This is a genomic window from Bradyrhizobium sp. USDA 4474, from assembly GCF_054057515.1.
This window is the reverse complement of record NZ_JBSRZJ010000002.1, coordinates 355,774-370,048: the sequence shown is the minus strand read 5'-3', so window position 1 is coordinate 370,048 and position 14,275 is coordinate 355,774. Positions and strand designations below refer to the sequence as shown.

The window sequence follows — 14,275 nt, the reverse complement described above, 5'->3', positions numbered from 1 at the left end:
TGACAAAGGTTGTTGTTGCCTGACCCGGCGATGGCGATCATGATGGTGGGGGCCATAGAGGACGCTAATGCCGACTTTTTCCCAAAGCCTTGAACAATCCCTGCATCGTGCACTGGCGATCGCCAATGAGCGTCATCACCAATATGCGACGCTTGAGCATCTCCTGCTTTCGCTGATTGACGACTCCGATGCGGCCGCCGTCATGCGGGCCTGCAGCGTCGATCTCGACAAGCTGCGAACGAGCCTCGTCAACTATCTTGAAACCGAATTCGAAAATCTGGTGACGGATGGCGCCGACGACGCCAAGCCGACCGCCGGTTTCCAGCGCGTGATCCAGCGTGCGGTGATCCATGTGCAGTCTTCCGGTCGCGAAGAGGTGACCGGTGCGAACGTGCTGATCGCAATCTTCGCCGAGCGCGAGAGCCATGCCGCCTATTTCCTGCAGGAGCAGGACATGACGCGGTATGACGCCGTCAACTACATCAGCCACGGCATTGCCAAGCGGCCGGGCGTCTCCGAAGCGCGGCCCGTTCGCGGCGTCGACGAGGAGACCGAGACCAAGGGCAGCGATGACGGCAAGAAGAAGGGCGAGGCGCTCGAGACTTATTGCGTCAATCTCAACAAGAAGGCGCGTGACGGCAAGATCGATCCGGTGATCGGACGCAATTCCGAAATCAACCGCGCGATCCAGGTTCTGTGTCGCCGCCAAAAGAACAACCCGCTGTTCGTGGGCGAGGCCGGCGTTGGCAAGACCGCGATCGCGGAGGGCCTGGCCAAGCGCATCGTCGACAGCGAGGTGCCGGAGGTTCTGGCGGCTGCGACCGTGTTCTCGCTCGACATGGGCACGCTGCTCGCGGGTACGCGCTATCGCGGCGACTTCGAGGAGCGTCTCAAGCAGGTGCTGAAGGAACTCGAGGCCCATCCCAACGCCATCCTGTTCATCGACGAGATCCACACCGTGATCGGTGCGGGCGCAACGTCGGGTGGTGCGATGGATGCGTCGAACCTGCTCAAGCCCGCGCTCGCTTCGGGCACGATCCGCTGCATGGGCTCGACGACCTACAAGGAATATCGCCAGCACTTCGAGAAGGACCGCGCGCTGGTGCGGCGCTTCCAGAAGATCGACATCAACGAGCCGACCGTCGAGGACGCGATCGCGATCCTCAAGGGCCTCAAGCCTTATTTCGAGGACTACCACCGGCTGAAGTACACCAATGAGGCGATCGAGGCGGCGGTGCAGCTGTCTTCGCGCTACATTCACGACCGCAAGCTGCCCGACAAGGCGATCGACGTGATCGACGAGTCCGGTGCGGCGCAGATGCTGGTCGCCGAGAACAAGCGCAAGAAGACGATCGGCATCAAGGAGATCGAGACCACGATTGCTTCGATGGCGCGGATTCCGCCGAAGAGCGTGTCGAAGGATGATGCCGAGGTGCTCAAGCATCTCGAGCAGACCCTGAAGCGCACCGTGTTCGGCCAGGACAAGGCGATCGAGTCGCTCGCCGCTTCGATCAAGCTCGCCCGTGCGGGCCTGCGCGAACCGGAGAAGCCGATCGGCTGCTACCTGTTCTCGGGTCCGACCGGCGTCGGCAAGACTGAGGTTGCGAAGCAGCTGGCGGCGACGCTGGGCGTCGAACTCCTGCGCTTCGACATGTCCGAGTACATGGAGCGCCACACCGTGTCGCGCCTGATCGGCGCGCCTCCCGGCTATGTCGGCTTCGACCAGGGCGGCCTGTTGACCGACGGCGTCGACCAGCATCCGCATTGCGTGGTCCTGCTCGACGAAATCGAGAAAGCGCATCCCGATCTCTACAACGTGCTGCTCCAGATCATGGACCACGGCCGGCTCACCGACCACAACGGCAAGCAGGTCAACTTCCGTAACGTGATCCTGATCATGACCACGAACGCCGGCGCTTCGGATCTCGCCAAGCAGGCGTTCGGCTTCACGCGCTCGAAGCGGGAAGGCGACGACCACGAGGCGATCAACCGGCAGTTCGCGCCGGAATTCCGCAACCGCCTCGACGCCATCGTCTCGTTCGGCCATCTGAGCGTCGAGGTGATCGGCACCGTGGTTGAGAAGTTCGTGCTTCAGCTCGAGGCGCAACTCGGCGACCGTGACGTCACCATCGAACTCTCCGAGCCGGCCAAGACCTGGCTGATCCAGCATGGCTATGACGAGCAGATGGGCGCGCGGCCGATGGCTCGGGTGATCCAGGAGCACATCAAGAAGCCGCTGGCTGACGAGGTGCTGTTCGGCAAGCTCAAGGGCGGTGGTCATGTCCGCGTCGTTCTGGTCAAGGACGAGGCCGACGAGACCAAGGAGAAGATCGGCTTCGAGTTCGTCGAGGGCCCGGTCACGCCGAAGCAGGAGAAGCTGCCCGGCGCCCGCAAGCGCCCACCCGGCAAGCCCAACAAGCCGGGCGGCCCCGGCGGCTCCAAGGGGCCGACCTCGAAGGGGCCGCTGGTCAAGGTTTGATCGGCGCACCATGAAACAAAAAGGCCGGCTGAAGAGCCGGCCGTTTTTGTTTGCCCGTATCATAATCGTGGGGGCGCTACTCGCCCCTCAAGCGCTGGTCGTCCTGAACGCGAACCTGTTCGGCCCCGCGAGCCCCCGCTGGCGAGAGCCGCAGCATGCTCAGCATCGCGCCGCAGAGGGCAAATCCCACACCGGTCAGAAGAGCAATCCGGGTTCCCTCGACCGGATAGCGCCCGAGGAACAAGGCCACCAGCGCAGCTCCCGTGGTCTGGCCAAGCAGACGGGCTGTGCCCAGCATGCCGCTGGCGCCGCCGGAGCGCTCGCGCGGCGCGGCGGCGATCATGGTGCGGTTGTTTGGCGTCTGGAACAGGCCGAAGCCGAAGCCCGCCAGCGCCATCCGCCAGACCACGTCAAGCGGCGTCGGGTTCACAGGCAGGATAGCGAGCGCGGCGAGGCCACCGCCAAACAGCGTCAGCCCGATGCCGCCGAGCAGGCCTGCCGGATAATGCTCGACCAGGCGGCCGGCCAGAGGGGCTGCGAATGCCACCGCGATCGGCCATGGCGTGATCAGCAAGCCCATATGCACCGCCGAATAACCGAAGCGGCTCTGGAGATAGAAGGGGATCGCGACGAAGGCCAGCATTTGCCCGCAAAACGAGGCGATCGAGGTCGCAATCGAGAGCCCGAACACCGGGATGCGCAACAGGTCGACCGGCAGCAGCGGCGACTTCATGTGCGTTTCGCGATAGATCAGCAACGCGCCGGCCGTGATCGCGATGGCGAATTGGACGAGGCAGGTCATCGTCGCCTCGCCGTGACCGACGCTGTCGATCGCGGCGATGCCGACGCCGAAGGTGATCGCCGAAAGTCCCGCGCTCTGCCAGTCGAAGGAATGGCTTGCCGGCCTCGTATGCGGCAGGCTGCGCAGGCCGACCAGGAGCGTGACCGCGCCGAGCGGGACATTGATGGCGAACAGCCAGGGCCAGCTTCCGACCGCGAGGATGCCGGCGGCGAGTGTCGGGCCGACGGCCGCGGAGAAGGCGACGACCAGCGCGTTGAGCCCGATGCCGCGTCCAAGCAGGCTGCGCGGATAGGTGAAACGGACCAGCGCCGAGTTGACGCTCATGATTCCGGCCGCGCCGAACCCCTGGATGATGCGCGCGATCGTCAGCAGCGGCAGCGTATGCGCCAGCGCGCAGAGGGCCGATGCCAGCGTGAACAACACGAGCCCGACCAGGTAGACGCGGCGATAGCCGACGATCTCGCCGAGTGAAGCCAGTGGCAACAGTGAGATCGTGATCGCAAGCTGATAGCCGTTGACGATCCAGATCGAGAAGGCCGGGCTCGCATTCAGGTCGATTGCGATGGTCGGCAGGGCGACATTGGCGATGGCGCTGTCGACCACGGCCATGAGGATGCCGAGCGCAATGGTCAGGATCGCCTGATTGCGCTGTGGTTGCGGCAGGCCGTCGGCATGCTCGATCGGGATAGACGACATCGTGTAGGCGTGCTTGAGTCGAGCCGTGAGCGTCCCCTCGATTAGGAAATTGCGCTGCTGATCGCAACCCGGCAGGACGCGGGCGGTTCCTGTGCCGGAAGCAGGCCTCCCGGCGCTCCGGGCATGGATCAGCACGCTCTTCGCAGCTCACCAGCGCGAGCTTACACCGGCGGCGGATTGCGGTCGGAGAAGGTCCCGCGCTGGTGCCAATACGGATAGGGCAGCGTCACCTTGCTCGCCGCATCGAGCCTGTCGATCTGGTCCTTCGTCAGCGACCAACCGATCGCACCGAGATTTTCGCGCAGCTGCGCTTCGTTGCGCGCGCCGATGATCAGCGTCGAAACGGTCGGACGCTGCAGCAGCCAGTTCAATGCAATTTGCGCCACGGTCTTGCCGGTCTCCTTGGCGACCTCGTCGATTGCATCGACGACGCGATAGACCTGTTCGTCGGGCACGGGCGGCCCGAAATCGGCAGTCTGCGGCAGGCGGCTCACGTCAGGCCTTGGCTGGCCGCGGCGGATCTTTCCCGTCAGGCGGCCCCATCCGAGCGGCGACCAGACCACGGCGCCGAGCCCCTGGTCGAGACCAAGCGGCATCAGCTCCCACTCATAGTCGCGCCCGACCAGCGAATAATAAGTCTGGTTGGCGACGTAACGCGGAAAGCCGTGCCTGTCGGCAACGCCGAGCGACTTCATCAAGTGCCAGCCCGAAAAATTCGAGACGCCGACGTAGCGGATCTTCCCGGCACGCACGAGCACATCGAGCGTACTGAGCACCTCTTCCGGCGGGGTGAAGGCATCGAAGCCATGGAGCTGGAACAGGTCGATATGGTCGGTGCCGAGCCGGCTGAGCGAGCTGTCGATGGCGGCAAGCAGATGCTGCCGCGACGAGCCGACGTCGTTGGGGCCGTCGCCGAAACGGAAGGTGGCCTTGGTCGAGACCAGCACCTTGTCGCGGCGGCCTTTGATGGCTTCGCCGAGGACGCGTTCGGATTCACCGAGCGAATAGACGTCGGCTGTGTCGAACATCGACACGCCGGCTTCGAGGCAAATGTCCAGCAGGCGCCGCGCTTCCGTGGCGTCGGTCGTCCCCCATGCCGCGAGACGGCCGACGCCGCCGAACGTGCCCGTGCCAAGGCTCAAAGCGGGTACCATGAGGCCGGACCGGCCCAAGCGTCGGTATTCCATCGAACTGCTCTCCCTCACGGCTGCTGATTGATTGGCGCCGCCTTGGAGGCGAATGGTAATGCAAGCAGGCGCGCTGTCCTATCGCGCGCTGACATACCCGCCTTGCTTCGGAATCGCCTAGTCGTGCAATCGCATGTCATCGAAGGCCGCATCTGCGACCCGCGAACCGACCGTCACCGCAGCAGCTTGCGTTTCGATCCTTGCGGCAGACGAAGGGATGCAGACGGGCTCGCTGGCGTGCCGCGGCAGGAGCGTCAGGCTCCAGCCCACCAGGACCAGCGCGGCGAGCCGGATCGCGATCACAGTGAGCAGCAGCTCTGAGCCACCTATCGTCCCACGAGTCCTCATACCTCTCAGCCTGATCCAGGTCGCAGCACCTGACAATCTGGAATTGGCGAGCCGTGCCTTCGCCTAGGACGAAGGCTCGTGATGATGGCTGAGTGGAATGGCGGTCAGTGCCGCAACCGGCTCTGCCTGAAGTCGCGCGGCGACATCCCGAAATGCTCGCGGAAGACGCGGCCGAAATGCGAGAGGTCGTTAAAGCCCCAGGCAAACGCGATCTCGCTGATGTGGCGATGGGCGAGCATGGGCGAGGCGAGGTCGCGTTTGCATTGGGCGAGACGCTCGGCAAGCACATGGCGCTGGAACGAGGTGCCCTCGTCGGCGAGGAGATCGTTGACGTAGCGTGAGGAGATTCCGAGCGCGGCGGCGGTTTCTGTAAGCGAGAGATCGGGATCGGCGAGGTGACTGCGGATGTGGGCTTTTAGCCGGTACAGCAGGGCGGAGCGATGGGTCGAGGTCGGCAGCGACGTCCCGCCGAGTCGTTCGCTCAACGCCATCGCCAGCAAGTCGACGGCCTGCTCCGACAGGGCCGCGGCGCTGTTGGGCGCCAGCCGGTCCGCGCTCTGGCAAAGCCTGACGATGAAGTCATAGGCGAGCCGCTCCAGCGGCGCGTCGGTCCCGAAGGTGATCGCTGTGAGCGTCTCGGTGCCGCCCAGCCTCCGGTGCAACATCTCGCGGGGCACCTTGAAGATGGTCTGCGAGAATGTGTCCCTGAACTTCAGCTCATAGGGGCGCGTGGTGTCGTAGAGCGCGAACTCGCCGGGATGGATCACGGTCTCGCGGCCGTCCTGCACCACGCCGCCGTCGCCGCGATTGCCGAGCGCGACCAGGATATAGTCCTGATCGGAGCGCGCGATCCGCGAGGGGGTGCGGAAGACGTGCTGGCGTTCGGAGCAGACCTCGGAGCAAACGGCTTTCCCCAGCGAAGCCTGCGTGACCGAGCCCTGAAAGGCACTGCCGAGGTCGGATTTGCAGTCGAGCCCGACGAAGACGTCGCAGACGATGTCCTGCCAGAGGGCAAGGCGTCGGTAGCCGGGGCTGCCGTCTGTCGTGAACTGGATTGTCATCGGCCGGCCTCCCTTTCGCATCGAGCAGAACCACGTGGCGCAGATCCAGCCTGACCGCAGGCAAGTTCCGTACCGGGGCGCTATCCATTCCAGTCGAGTTTTTGTTCCGCCGTGGTCGAGCGCGCGGCTGCCCGGCTTGGTCCAATAGACTGCATCGGACGTGGTCTCGGATCAACCGGCAATGGAGGCGGCAATGGGCATCGAACATCCGAAATACAAGGTCGCGGTGGTGCAGGCGGCGCCCGCCTGGCTCGACCTCGACGCCTCGATCGACAAGTCCATCGCTTTGATCAGGGAGGCCGCCGAGAAGGGTGCCAAGCTGATCGCATTTCCGGAGGCCTTCATCCCCGGTTACCCCTGGCATATCTGGATGGACTCACCGGCCTGGGCGATCGGACGCGGTTTCGTGCAGCGCTATTTCGACAACTCGCTGTCCTATGACAGCCCCCAGGCCGAACGGCTGCGTGACGCCGTCCGCAAGGCCAAGCTCACCGCCGTGATCGGCCTCTCCGAACGCGACGGCGGCAGCCTCTATCTGGCGCAATGGCTGATCGGGCCCGACGGCGAGACCATTGCGAAGCGCCGCAAATTGCGACCGACCCATGCCGAGCGCACCGTCTATGGCGAGGGCGACGGTAGCGATCTTGCAGTCCATGGGCGACCCGACATCGGCCGCATCGGCGCGCTGTGTTGCTGGGAGCATCTGCAGCCGCTGTCGAAATACGCGATGTACGCCCAGAACGAGCAGGTGCATGTCGCGGCCTGGCCGAGCTTCTCGCTGTACGATCCCTTCGCGCCAGCCCTCGGTGCCGAGGTGAACAATGCCGCCTCCCGCGTCTATGCGGTGGAAGGCTCCTGCTTCGTGCTGGCGCCTTGCGCGACGGTGTCGCAAGCGATGATCGACGAGCTTTGCGACCGGCCGGACAAGAACGCGCTGCTGCATGTGGGCGGCGGTTTTGCCGCCATCTACGGGCCGGATGGCAGCCAGATCGGCGACAAGCTCGCGCCGGATCAGGAGGGTCTCTTGATCGCCGAGATCGATCTCGGCGCGATCGGTGTGGCCAAGAACGCCGCGGATCCCGCCGGACATTATTCGCGGCCCGACGTGACGCGGTTGCTGCTCAACAAGAAGCCCTACAAGCGGGTCGAGCAGTTCGCGCTGCCGGTCGACACTGTCGAGCCGGCGGATATTGGCGCGGCAGCGAGCTGATCGCTGCGATCGAAGGGAGGGTACGATCATGGAATCCGCAATTCCCGCGCATCTCGAAACCCCGCGCACGCGACACAAGCGCGTGCCGGATGATTACCAGCCGCCTTATCCTTCGTTCGTGGCACGCTACAAGCCCGGTGTGGGCCGCGTCGTGATGGCCTATTTCGGCGTCCAGTATCGTGGGGCGGCGCCGGCGGCTGCGACGGAAGCGCTCGCTGAAATCGACAGGCTGTTCGCCGGCGAGAGCAGTCCCTCGCATTGGGACCGCGCGCACTATGTGGATCAGGCCGGCCACGCCAACACCGTCTCGGTGGCCTATTGGGACGACATCGCGCGCTTCGACGCCTGGTTTGCACCGGCGCGCGAGGTGTGGACCGGAAACCCTCGCGAGGGCATCGGCACCTTCATCGAGGTGCTGCGTCCCGCTGTGGCGCGGCACGAGACGCTGTTTTCCTCGCTAGGCAGGCCCGAAGGTGTCGCGGTGATTGCCGAGGGCATGAGCGGCGAGGTGCAGGAGCACGCCTATTGGGGCGGCATGCGCGATCGCATTCCGCTGTCGCAAACCGATCCGATGTCGCCGGGCGGCAATCCCGAACTGGTCCATGATGGCGCGCGGTTGCGTGTGAAGGCGCACGACAATCTCTGTCTGATCCGCTCGGGTCAGGACTGGAGCGATACCGAGGCGTCCGAGCGGATGCTCTATCTCGAGGACGTCGAGCCGGTGCTGCGCGAGGGCATGGACTTCTTGCGCGACGATGGCCCTTCCATCGGCTGCTATGCCAATCGCTACATGCAGGTGCTCTCGGCCGACGGCAAGGCGAGCGAAAAATCCTACGGCCAGAGCTGGTGGAGGAGCCTGGCTGCGCTGGAGCGCTGGGCGGAATCGCATCCGACCCACGTCAAGATCTTCGGTGCTGCGATGAAATATCTGTCGACGCTGGGGCCGGCAGCGAGACTGCGGCTGTATCACGAGGTCACGGTGGCCGCGGCAGACGAGCAGTTCTTCGAATATCTGAACTGCCACGCCAAGACCGGAATGCTGGCGGCGGTGGAGACCGTCAGAGCCTAGCCCACACAGTGGCCGAGCAGTTCCGGATGCGCGGCGCAGACATGATGAGCGCCGGCGTCCCGCAGCTCGGCCTCGTTGCCATAGCCGTAGAGCACGCCGATCGCCGTCATGCCGTTGGTCCGGGCGCCGACCACGTCGTGGCTGCGGTCGCCGATCATGATCGCTTGTCGCGGATCGACTTCGGTCTCGGCGAGCGCGTAACGCAGCAGGTCGCGCTTGTCGACGCGGGTGCCGTCGAGTTCGGAGCCGAACACGCGCTCGAAATACGGCTTCAGCCCGAAATGTTCGACGATGCGGGTGGCGTAGACCGCAGGCTTGCTGGTCGCCACGAAGATGCGCGCGCTGGTTGCGGCGAGCGCCGCGAGCGTGTCGTGGATGCCCGGATAGAGTGCGTTCTCGTACAGCCCAACATCGGAAAACCGTTCGCGGTAGAGCAGGAGCGCCTGATCAGCCAGTGCGTCGGTTCCGGTCAGCGCCTTCAGGCTCGCATGCAGCGGCGGCCCGATGCACCAGGTCAACTCGTCCTGGCTCGGGACCGCCTTGCCAAGTTTTTTGAGGGCATACTGGATCGAACCGGTGATCCCGGGCTTTGGATCGGTCAGCGTGCCGTCGAGATCAAAATAGATTGTCCGCATTCTGGCCGGGCTCAGCATTGCCAATTCCGCCCGTTGCTAGTTGCCTTTAGCCCCGAGATCAAGGGCCGATATTGGGAGCGACATGGCGTTGGTCGGGGCTCAGAAGCTGATCTGGTGGGTGCTCGCGGCGGCGGTCGTCGTCACGCCCGTGCACGCCGAGGATGCTCAGGTCCCTCCGACGCAGCTTGGCCCCGAGGCACCGGCGAAACCGGCAGCAGGCGAGCCTCTGCGCGAGAGCGACACACGGGAGTCGATCTGCCTGATCGTGGAGGCCGCCGCGCGTGACGCCAACCTGCCGCTGGAATTCTTCGCCCGGGTGATCTGGCAGGAGAGCCGATTCCAGGCCGATGCCGTGGGCCCGGTGACGCGCAGCGGCGAGCATGCGCAGGGGATCGCGCAGTTCATGCCGGGCACTGCGAGCGAGCGGGGGCTGCTCAATCCCTTTAATCCGGTCCAGGCGCTGCCGAAGTCGGCCGAGTTTCTCAACGAGCTGCGCAATCAGTTCGGTAATCTCGGTCTCGCTGCGGCCGCCTACAACGCCGGCCCGCGGCGCGTGCAGGAATGGCTCGCCGGCACCGGTGGCATGCCGGAGCAGACCCGCAACTACGTCTACGCCATCACTGGCGCGACCGTCGACGCCTGGGCCAAGGCTGGCAGCACCGGCAAGGGGCCACCGAGCTCGCCGCCGACGAGCTGCCGCGACCTGATGGCGCTCTTGAAGCGCGCGCCGAACCCGTTCGTCGCCGAGCTCGAGCAGCATGTCGAGCTTGCCGCTGCCAAGATCTGGGGCGTGCAGCTCGCCGCCGGCTTCGACCGCAACAAGGCGCTGGCGATGTACTCCCGCGCCGTCACGCGCCTCGGCGCGGTGATCGGCGAGCGCGATCCGAGCCTGTTGAGCTCGGTGGTTCGCAGCCGCGGCTCGCACGCCTTCTACCAGGTGCGTATCGGCGCTGATACGCGCCCCGAGGCGGATGATCTCTGCAACCGCATCCGGAAAGCAGGCGGCGCTTGCTTTGTGCTGAAGAACCGGGGCGCGCGCGGATAGAAACGGTGCAGTCTTCATGCTGGCCGGCAAGTGCTGGTTAGGCTAAAACGCCTCCGAACAGCCAAGGAACTTAAGAGTATGGTTCGCGAAAACGAACTCCGCGAGGGCGAGATCGCCATCGAGCTGCCATCGACGGAAGACGCCGGCCTCGTCTTTATTGGTCGCATTCGCACGCCATGGACCTCGCGGCTCGAGACGCCGCGACAGGGCCGTACGGATGGCCCGATCTGCCGGCTCGAGATCTTCGAGCCGTTCGTGCCGGCGATCAAGGGAGTCGACTTCTATAGCAATCTCGAAGTGCTCTATTGGCTCGACAAGTCGCGCCGCGACATCGTGTTGCAAAGCCCGAAGAACAACGAGAAAACCCGCGGCACGTTTTCGCTGCGCTCGCCGGTCCGGCCCAATCCGATCGGCACCTCGATCGTGAAGCTCGTCGGCATCGAGGGCAATGCCATCCTCGTGCGCGGTCTCGACTGTCTCGACAACACGCCGCTGATCGACATCAAGCCAGACCGTTGCGAGTTCACGCCGCTCGCCGCGCCGCAGCCGGGCGATTTTCAGACGGAGTGAGGATCAGCTCTTCAGCGCAGCGATCAACTTGGTCGCGTTCTCTTCCAGCACCTTGACGTCTTCCTTCCGGCTCGCGGGCGGCAGCATCGCGACGCCGTCGTGGCGAGGCATCACGTGCATGTGGAGATGAAACACCACCTGTCCGCCGGCGGCCTCGTTGAATTGTTGCACGGTGATGCCGTCGGCCTTGAAGGCCTTCATCGCAGCCGCCGCGATCAGGTGCGCGCCGCGCGCAACATGCGCGTAGTCGTCGGGCTTGATGTCGAGGATGTTGCGGGCAGGGGCCTTCGGAATCACCAGCGTGTGCCCTGATACGCGCGGCATGATGTCGAGGAAGGCGAAGACGTGCTCGTCCTCATAGACCTTGTGGCAGGGAAACTCGCCGCGCAGGATCTTGGCGAAGATGTTGTTCGGATCGTAGGCGGTCATGGCGGCGGCTCCCAAGAACTTTGCGCTGCGAATTTTGCGCTTACTGTCACCAGCCCCGCGCACGCGTCAAGACGGCTCGTCGATGCCTTTCCGGAAGGGACCAAGCTCGGCAAGCTCCCGTCCGGCTTCCGCAACATAGGCCCGCTCACGCTTGAGATAGTCGTCGATGGCGCGGCGCAGCCCGGGATCGGCGATGAAATGGGCCGAGTGTGTCGTCCGCGGCAGGTAGCCGCGTGCAATCTTGTGCTCGCCTTGCGCCCCGGCTTCGACATTCGTGAGACCGTGTTTAATGGCGAAATCAATCGCCTGATAGTAGCAGACTTCGAAATGCAGGAAGGGATGATGCTCGACCGCGCCCCAGTTGCGGCCGAACAGCGTATCCGAGCCGATGAAGTTGATGGCGCCTGCGATCCAGCGGTCGTTGCGGCGCGCCATCACCAGCAGCACGTCCCGGCTCATGGTCTCGCCGATCAGCGAGAAGAATCCTCGGGTGAGATAGGGGCGGCCCCATTTGCGCGAGCCGGTCTCCATGTAGAACGCGAAGAAGGCGTCCCAGGCGTCCTCGGTGATGTCTTTTCCGGTGAGCCAGTGGATCGTGATCCCTGCCGCGAGCGCGTCGCGCCGCTCGCGCTTGATCGATTTGCGATGTCGTGAGTTCAGCGTCGCGAGGAAATCGTCGAAGCTGGCAAAGCCCTCGTTGCGCCAGTGGAACTGCTGGTCGGTGCGCTGGAGGAAACCGTGCCGGGCAAGCAGCTTCCACTCCGCCTCGCGCGCGAAGGTAACGTGAACGGAGGAGGCCTTGCTGACGCCGCACAGCGCCACCAGCCCGCTCGCGAGCGCGTCCGCGATGCGCTCGTGGTCAACGCCGTCGCGGATCAGCAGCCTCGGTCCTGTGGCGGGCGTGAACGGAACCGAGACCTGCAGCTTTGGATAGTAACGCCCGCCGGCGCGCTCATAGGCGTCCGCCCAGCCGCGGTCGAAAACGTATTCGCCCTGGCTGTGCGATTTCAGATAGCAGGGCACGACGCCGGCGATCCGGCCATCGATCTTGGCCACGAGGTGCCGCGGTCCCCAGCCGGTGCGGATTGTGGCTGAACCCGATTTCTCGGCGGCCGAGAGAAAGGCGTGCGAGACGAACGGGTTGTAGGCAGGCTTTAAGAGGCCACGGGAATCGCCTGGAAACCCGGATGAGGTTGCCAAGCCATGCCCGTTGCAGGCCCTGCCAGGATTGGCGCAGGCGTCCCAATCCTCCGGCGAGATTTCGCCAATGGACGGTACCGCCTCCAGGGTGATTTCGGATGATGCCATTGCGCCCAAGATCGTGCATTGCAGCAGCGACTTCAAGGGTCGGGAACATCAAGCTTACGGCACGAAACCTTCAAAGATCATCTGATCGGCAGATTGTCCGACCCGCACCCGCTGCTCGGGTGTGCGCACGGTCCAGCCGAGCAGGGCGCAACCGAAGACGTTACGGGCGATCCAGGGGGCCGGTGCCGGGAGATGATCGACCTTGAAAGCCACGAAATGGGGCTGGGTCTGGAAACCGTGGCGCAGGTACAGCATGCTGTCGCGCTGCTTCGGGGTCAGGGAGGCCCAGTACTCGTCCTCGTAACTGCGCTGCGCGACGATGCCGCGCGGGCGGGTGGGCAGGAGTTCACGGAGCGCCAGCACCTGGTCGGGATCAAAAGACATCCCGACGGCGCGCCCCCGATAGGTTGCCAGCACCTCGGCCATCCGCGTCACCAGCTTGCGGTCGCCGTCGAAGTGGCTCTTCACCTCGATCACCAGCGGCACGCGGCCGGCGACCATGGCGCAGAGGTCGCTGAGCGACATCATCCGCTCTGACGTATCCTTGAACGTGATCGCCTTCAGCTCGGCCGCGGTCTTCGCGGCCACCGGGCCGCTTGCCTCGGTGAGACGGCCGAGCGCATGGTCGTGGTGCACCATGGCCTCGCCGTCAGCCGAGAGCTGGATGTCGACCTCGATCGAAAAATTGCCCGCGATCGCCGCCTGCACCGCGCCCGGCATGTTCTCGACGATGCCGCGGGAAATGTCATGCAGGCCGCGATGGGCGACCGGCCGCGCTGTCAGCCAATCCGGGGCTCGCACGATGCCGGCCTCAGGCGACCTCGAAGATGCCGTCGACCTCGACCGCCGCATCCGCCGGCAGCGAGGCGACGCCGACAGTGGTGCGGGCGTGACGGCCCTTGTCACCGAAGGCGGCGACCATCAGGTCGGAGGCGCCATTGAGCACCTTCGGCCCGTCCAGGAAGTCGGGCGCCGAGTTGATGAAGCCGCCGAGGCGCACCACGCGCGTGACCTTGTCGAGATCACCGAGCGCCGCCTTCACCTGTGCCAGCAGGTTGATCGCGCAACCGCGCGCGGCCGCGGCGCCGTCCTCGACCGAAACGCCGGCGCCCAGCTTGCCCTTGGCGATCAGCTTGCCGGCGGGATCGAAGCAAACCTGGCCGGACACGAACAGCAGATTGCCGGTGCGCACGAACGGGACGTAATTGGCCACGGGGGTGGGAGCCTCGTGCAGCTTGATGCCTTGTTCCGCCAGCTTCTGCTCGACCGTGCCCGCCATGTCTCGACCTCAATGTCTGGAAAACTCATCCTCTCCGGCGCCTTCGTGACGGCCGGGCGCGGCATGTTTCGCCGATCGAGCCGACACATGCAAGCCGGCTCAGGAGGTTCTGTGAGGCGCAACTTTACGTGAAACCGCCGCAGTTGCGACGCAATGG

14 protein-coding genes are annotated in these 14,275 nt (G+C 64.9%); 5 read left to right on the top strand and 9 right to left on the bottom strand.

What is annotated here, in order from left to right; all coding sequences use genetic code 11:
* The first annotated feature begins 67 nt into the window (after positions 1 to 67).
* Positions 68 to 2,479 carry an ATP-dependent Clp protease ATP-binding subunit ClpA gene (clpA, locus tag ACVW16_RS03450; RefSeq protein WP_456703980.1) on the top strand — a complete coding sequence of 804 codons (2,412 nt, stop codon included), beginning with the start codon at positions 68 to 70 and terminating at the stop codon, positions 2,477 to 2,479.
* Between the two features lie 76 nt (positions 2,480 to 2,555).
* On the opposite strand, the gene ACVW16_RS03445 is transcribed toward clpA, so the two are convergent.
* The 4 genes from ACVW16_RS03445 to ACVW16_RS03430 all read right to left on the bottom strand — a co-directional run bounded on the left by ACVW16_RS03445 (position 2,556) and on the right by ACVW16_RS03430 (position 6,573).
* Complete coding sequence (locus ACVW16_RS03445; RefSeq protein WP_456703979.1) at positions 2,556 to 3,977, bottom strand: MFS transporter; 1,422 nt, start codon at positions 3,975 to 3,977, stop codon at positions 2,556 to 2,558.
* Between the two features lie 161 nt (positions 3,978 to 4,138).
* The gene (locus ACVW16_RS03440; RefSeq protein WP_456703978.1) at positions 4,139 to 5,164 is read right to left on the bottom strand and encodes an aldo/keto reductase; all 1,026 of its coding nucleotides are present in this window, start codon (positions 5,162 to 5,164) and stop codon (positions 4,139 to 4,141) included.
* Between the two features lie 117 nt (positions 5,165 to 5,281).
* The gene (locus ACVW16_RS03435; protein ID WP_456735385.1) at positions 5,282 to 5,512 is read right to left on the bottom strand and encodes a hypothetical protein; all 231 of its coding nucleotides are present in this window, start codon (positions 5,510 to 5,512) and stop codon (positions 5,282 to 5,284) included.
* A 104-nt stretch (positions 5,513 to 5,616) separates the two neighbouring features.
* Entirely contained in the window at positions 5,617 to 6,573 is a 957-nt protein-coding gene (locus ACVW16_RS03430) for an AraC-like ligand-binding domain-containing protein (protein ID WP_456735384.1), read from the bottom strand.
* A gap of 193 nt (positions 6,574 to 6,766) precedes the next feature.
* On the opposite strand from ACVW16_RS03430, the gene ACVW16_RS03425 reads away from it, so the two are divergent.
* Both ACVW16_RS03425 and ACVW16_RS03420 read left to right on the top strand, forming a co-directional pair.
* Complete coding sequence (locus ACVW16_RS03425) at positions 6,767 to 7,783, top strand: carbon-nitrogen hydrolase family protein (protein ID WP_456735383.1); 1,017 nt, start codon at positions 6,767 to 6,769, stop codon at positions 7,781 to 7,783.
* A 28-nt stretch (positions 7,784 to 7,811) separates the two neighbouring features.
* Positions 7,812 to 8,852, top strand: coding sequence for a phenylacetaldoxime dehydratase family protein (locus ACVW16_RS03420; protein WP_456735382.1), 1,041 nt, complete (start codon positions 7,812 to 7,814; stop codon positions 8,850 to 8,852).
* Here ACVW16_RS03420 and ACVW16_RS03415 read toward each other — a convergent pair.
* Positions 8,849 to 9,487 carry an HAD family hydrolase gene (locus ACVW16_RS03415; RefSeq protein ID WP_456735381.1) on the bottom strand — a complete coding sequence of 213 codons (639 nt, stop codon included), beginning with the start codon at positions 9,485 to 9,487 and terminating at the stop codon, positions 8,849 to 8,851. The genes ACVW16_RS03420 and ACVW16_RS03415 overlap by 4 nt on opposite strands.
* Before the next feature lie 82 nt (positions 9,488 to 9,569).
* On the opposite strand from ACVW16_RS03415, the gene ACVW16_RS03410 reads away from it, so the two are divergent.
* Both ACVW16_RS03410 and tsaA read left to right on the top strand, forming a co-directional pair.
* The gene (locus ACVW16_RS03410) at positions 9,570 to 10,532 is read left to right on the top strand and encodes a transglycosylase SLT domain-containing protein (RefSeq protein WP_456735380.1); all 963 of its coding nucleotides are present in this window, start codon (positions 9,570 to 9,572) and stop codon (positions 10,530 to 10,532) included.
* 78 nt (positions 10,533 to 10,610) lie between these two features.
* Positions 10,611 to 11,102 (top strand): tRNA (N6-threonylcarbamoyladenosine(37)-N6)-methyltransferase TrmO, encoded by a 492-nt coding sequence (tsaA, locus tag ACVW16_RS03405; protein ID WP_456735379.1) that lies wholly within the window; start codon positions 10,611 to 10,613, stop codon positions 11,100 to 11,102.
* A gap of 3 nt (positions 11,103 to 11,105) precedes the next feature.
* On the opposite strand, the gene ACVW16_RS03400 is transcribed toward tsaA, so the two are convergent.
* The 4 genes from ACVW16_RS03400 to ACVW16_RS03385 form a co-directional block, all read right to left on the bottom strand.
* Entirely contained in the window at positions 11,106 to 11,531 is a 426-nt protein-coding gene (locus ACVW16_RS03400) for an HIT domain-containing protein (protein ID WP_456703970.1), read from the bottom strand.
* Between the two features lie 66 nt (positions 11,532 to 11,597).
* The gene (locus ACVW16_RS03395) at positions 11,598 to 12,839 is read right to left on the bottom strand and encodes a GNAT family N-acetyltransferase (RefSeq protein WP_456735378.1); all 1,242 of its coding nucleotides are present in this window, start codon (positions 12,837 to 12,839) and stop codon (positions 11,598 to 11,600) included.
* 54 nt (positions 12,840 to 12,893) lie between these two features.
* On the bottom strand, positions 12,894 to 13,640 hold the full coding sequence (locus ACVW16_RS03390; protein WP_456735377.1) for a glycerophosphodiester phosphodiesterase: 747 nt from the start codon (positions 13,638 to 13,640) through the stop codon (positions 12,894 to 12,896).
* Between the two features lie 10 nt (positions 13,641 to 13,650).
* Positions 13,651 to 14,118, bottom strand: a complete 468-nt coding sequence (locus ACVW16_RS03385; protein ID WP_092236013.1) for a RidA family protein — start codon at positions 14,116 to 14,118, stop codon at positions 13,651 to 13,653.
* Positions 14,119 to 14,275: the final 157 nt, after the last annotated feature.

Bases quoted from the DNA above. Each gene is read 5' to 3' on its own strand.
- ACVW16_RS03400 (WP_456703970.1), bottom strand. From the start codon at position 11,531: ATGACCGCCTACGATCCGAACAACATCTTCGCCAAGATCCTGCGCGGC.
- ACVW16_RS03440 (WP_456703978.1), bottom strand. From the start codon at position 5,164: ATGGAATACCGACGCTTGGGCCGGTCCGGCCTCATGGTACCCGCTTTG.
- tsaA (WP_456735379.1), top strand. From the start codon at position 10,611: ATGGTTCGCGAAAACGAACTCCGCGAGGGCGAGATCGCCATCGAGCTG.
- ACVW16_RS03435 (WP_456735385.1), bottom strand. From the start codon at position 5,512: ATGAGGACTCGTGGGACGATAGGTGGCTCAGAGCTGCTGCTCACTGTG.
- ACVW16_RS03445 (WP_456703979.1), bottom strand. From the start codon at position 3,977: ATGTCGTCTATCCCGATCGAGCATGCCGACGGCCTGCCGCAACCACAG.
- ACVW16_RS03415 (WP_456735381.1), bottom strand. From the start codon at position 9,487: ATGCGGACAATCTATTTTGATCTCGACGGCACGCTGACCGATCCAAAG.
- ACVW16_RS03430 (WP_456735384.1), bottom strand. From the start codon at position 6,573: ATGACAATCCAGTTCACGACAGACGGCAGCCCCGGCTACCGACGCCTT.
- ACVW16_RS03425 (WP_456735383.1), top strand. From the start codon at position 6,767: ATGGGCATCGAACATCCGAAATACAAGGTCGCGGTGGTGCAGGCGGCG.
- ACVW16_RS03410 (WP_456735380.1), top strand. From the start codon at position 9,570: ATGGCGTTGGTCGGGGCTCAGAAGCTGATCTGGTGGGTGCTCGCGGCG.
- ACVW16_RS03395 (WP_456735378.1), bottom strand. From the start codon at position 12,839: ATGGCATCATCCGAAATCACCCTGGAGGCGGTACCGTCCATTGGCGAA.
- clpA (WP_456703980.1), top strand. From the start codon at position 68: ATGCCGACTTTTTCCCAAAGCCTTGAACAATCCCTGCATCGTGCACTG.
- ACVW16_RS03420 (WP_456735382.1), top strand. From the start codon at position 7,812: ATGGAATCCGCAATTCCCGCGCATCTCGAAACCCCGCGCACGCGACAC.
- ACVW16_RS03385 (WP_092236013.1), bottom strand. From the start codon at position 14,118: ATGGCGGGCACGGTCGAGCAGAAGCTGGCGGAACAAGGCATCAAGCTG.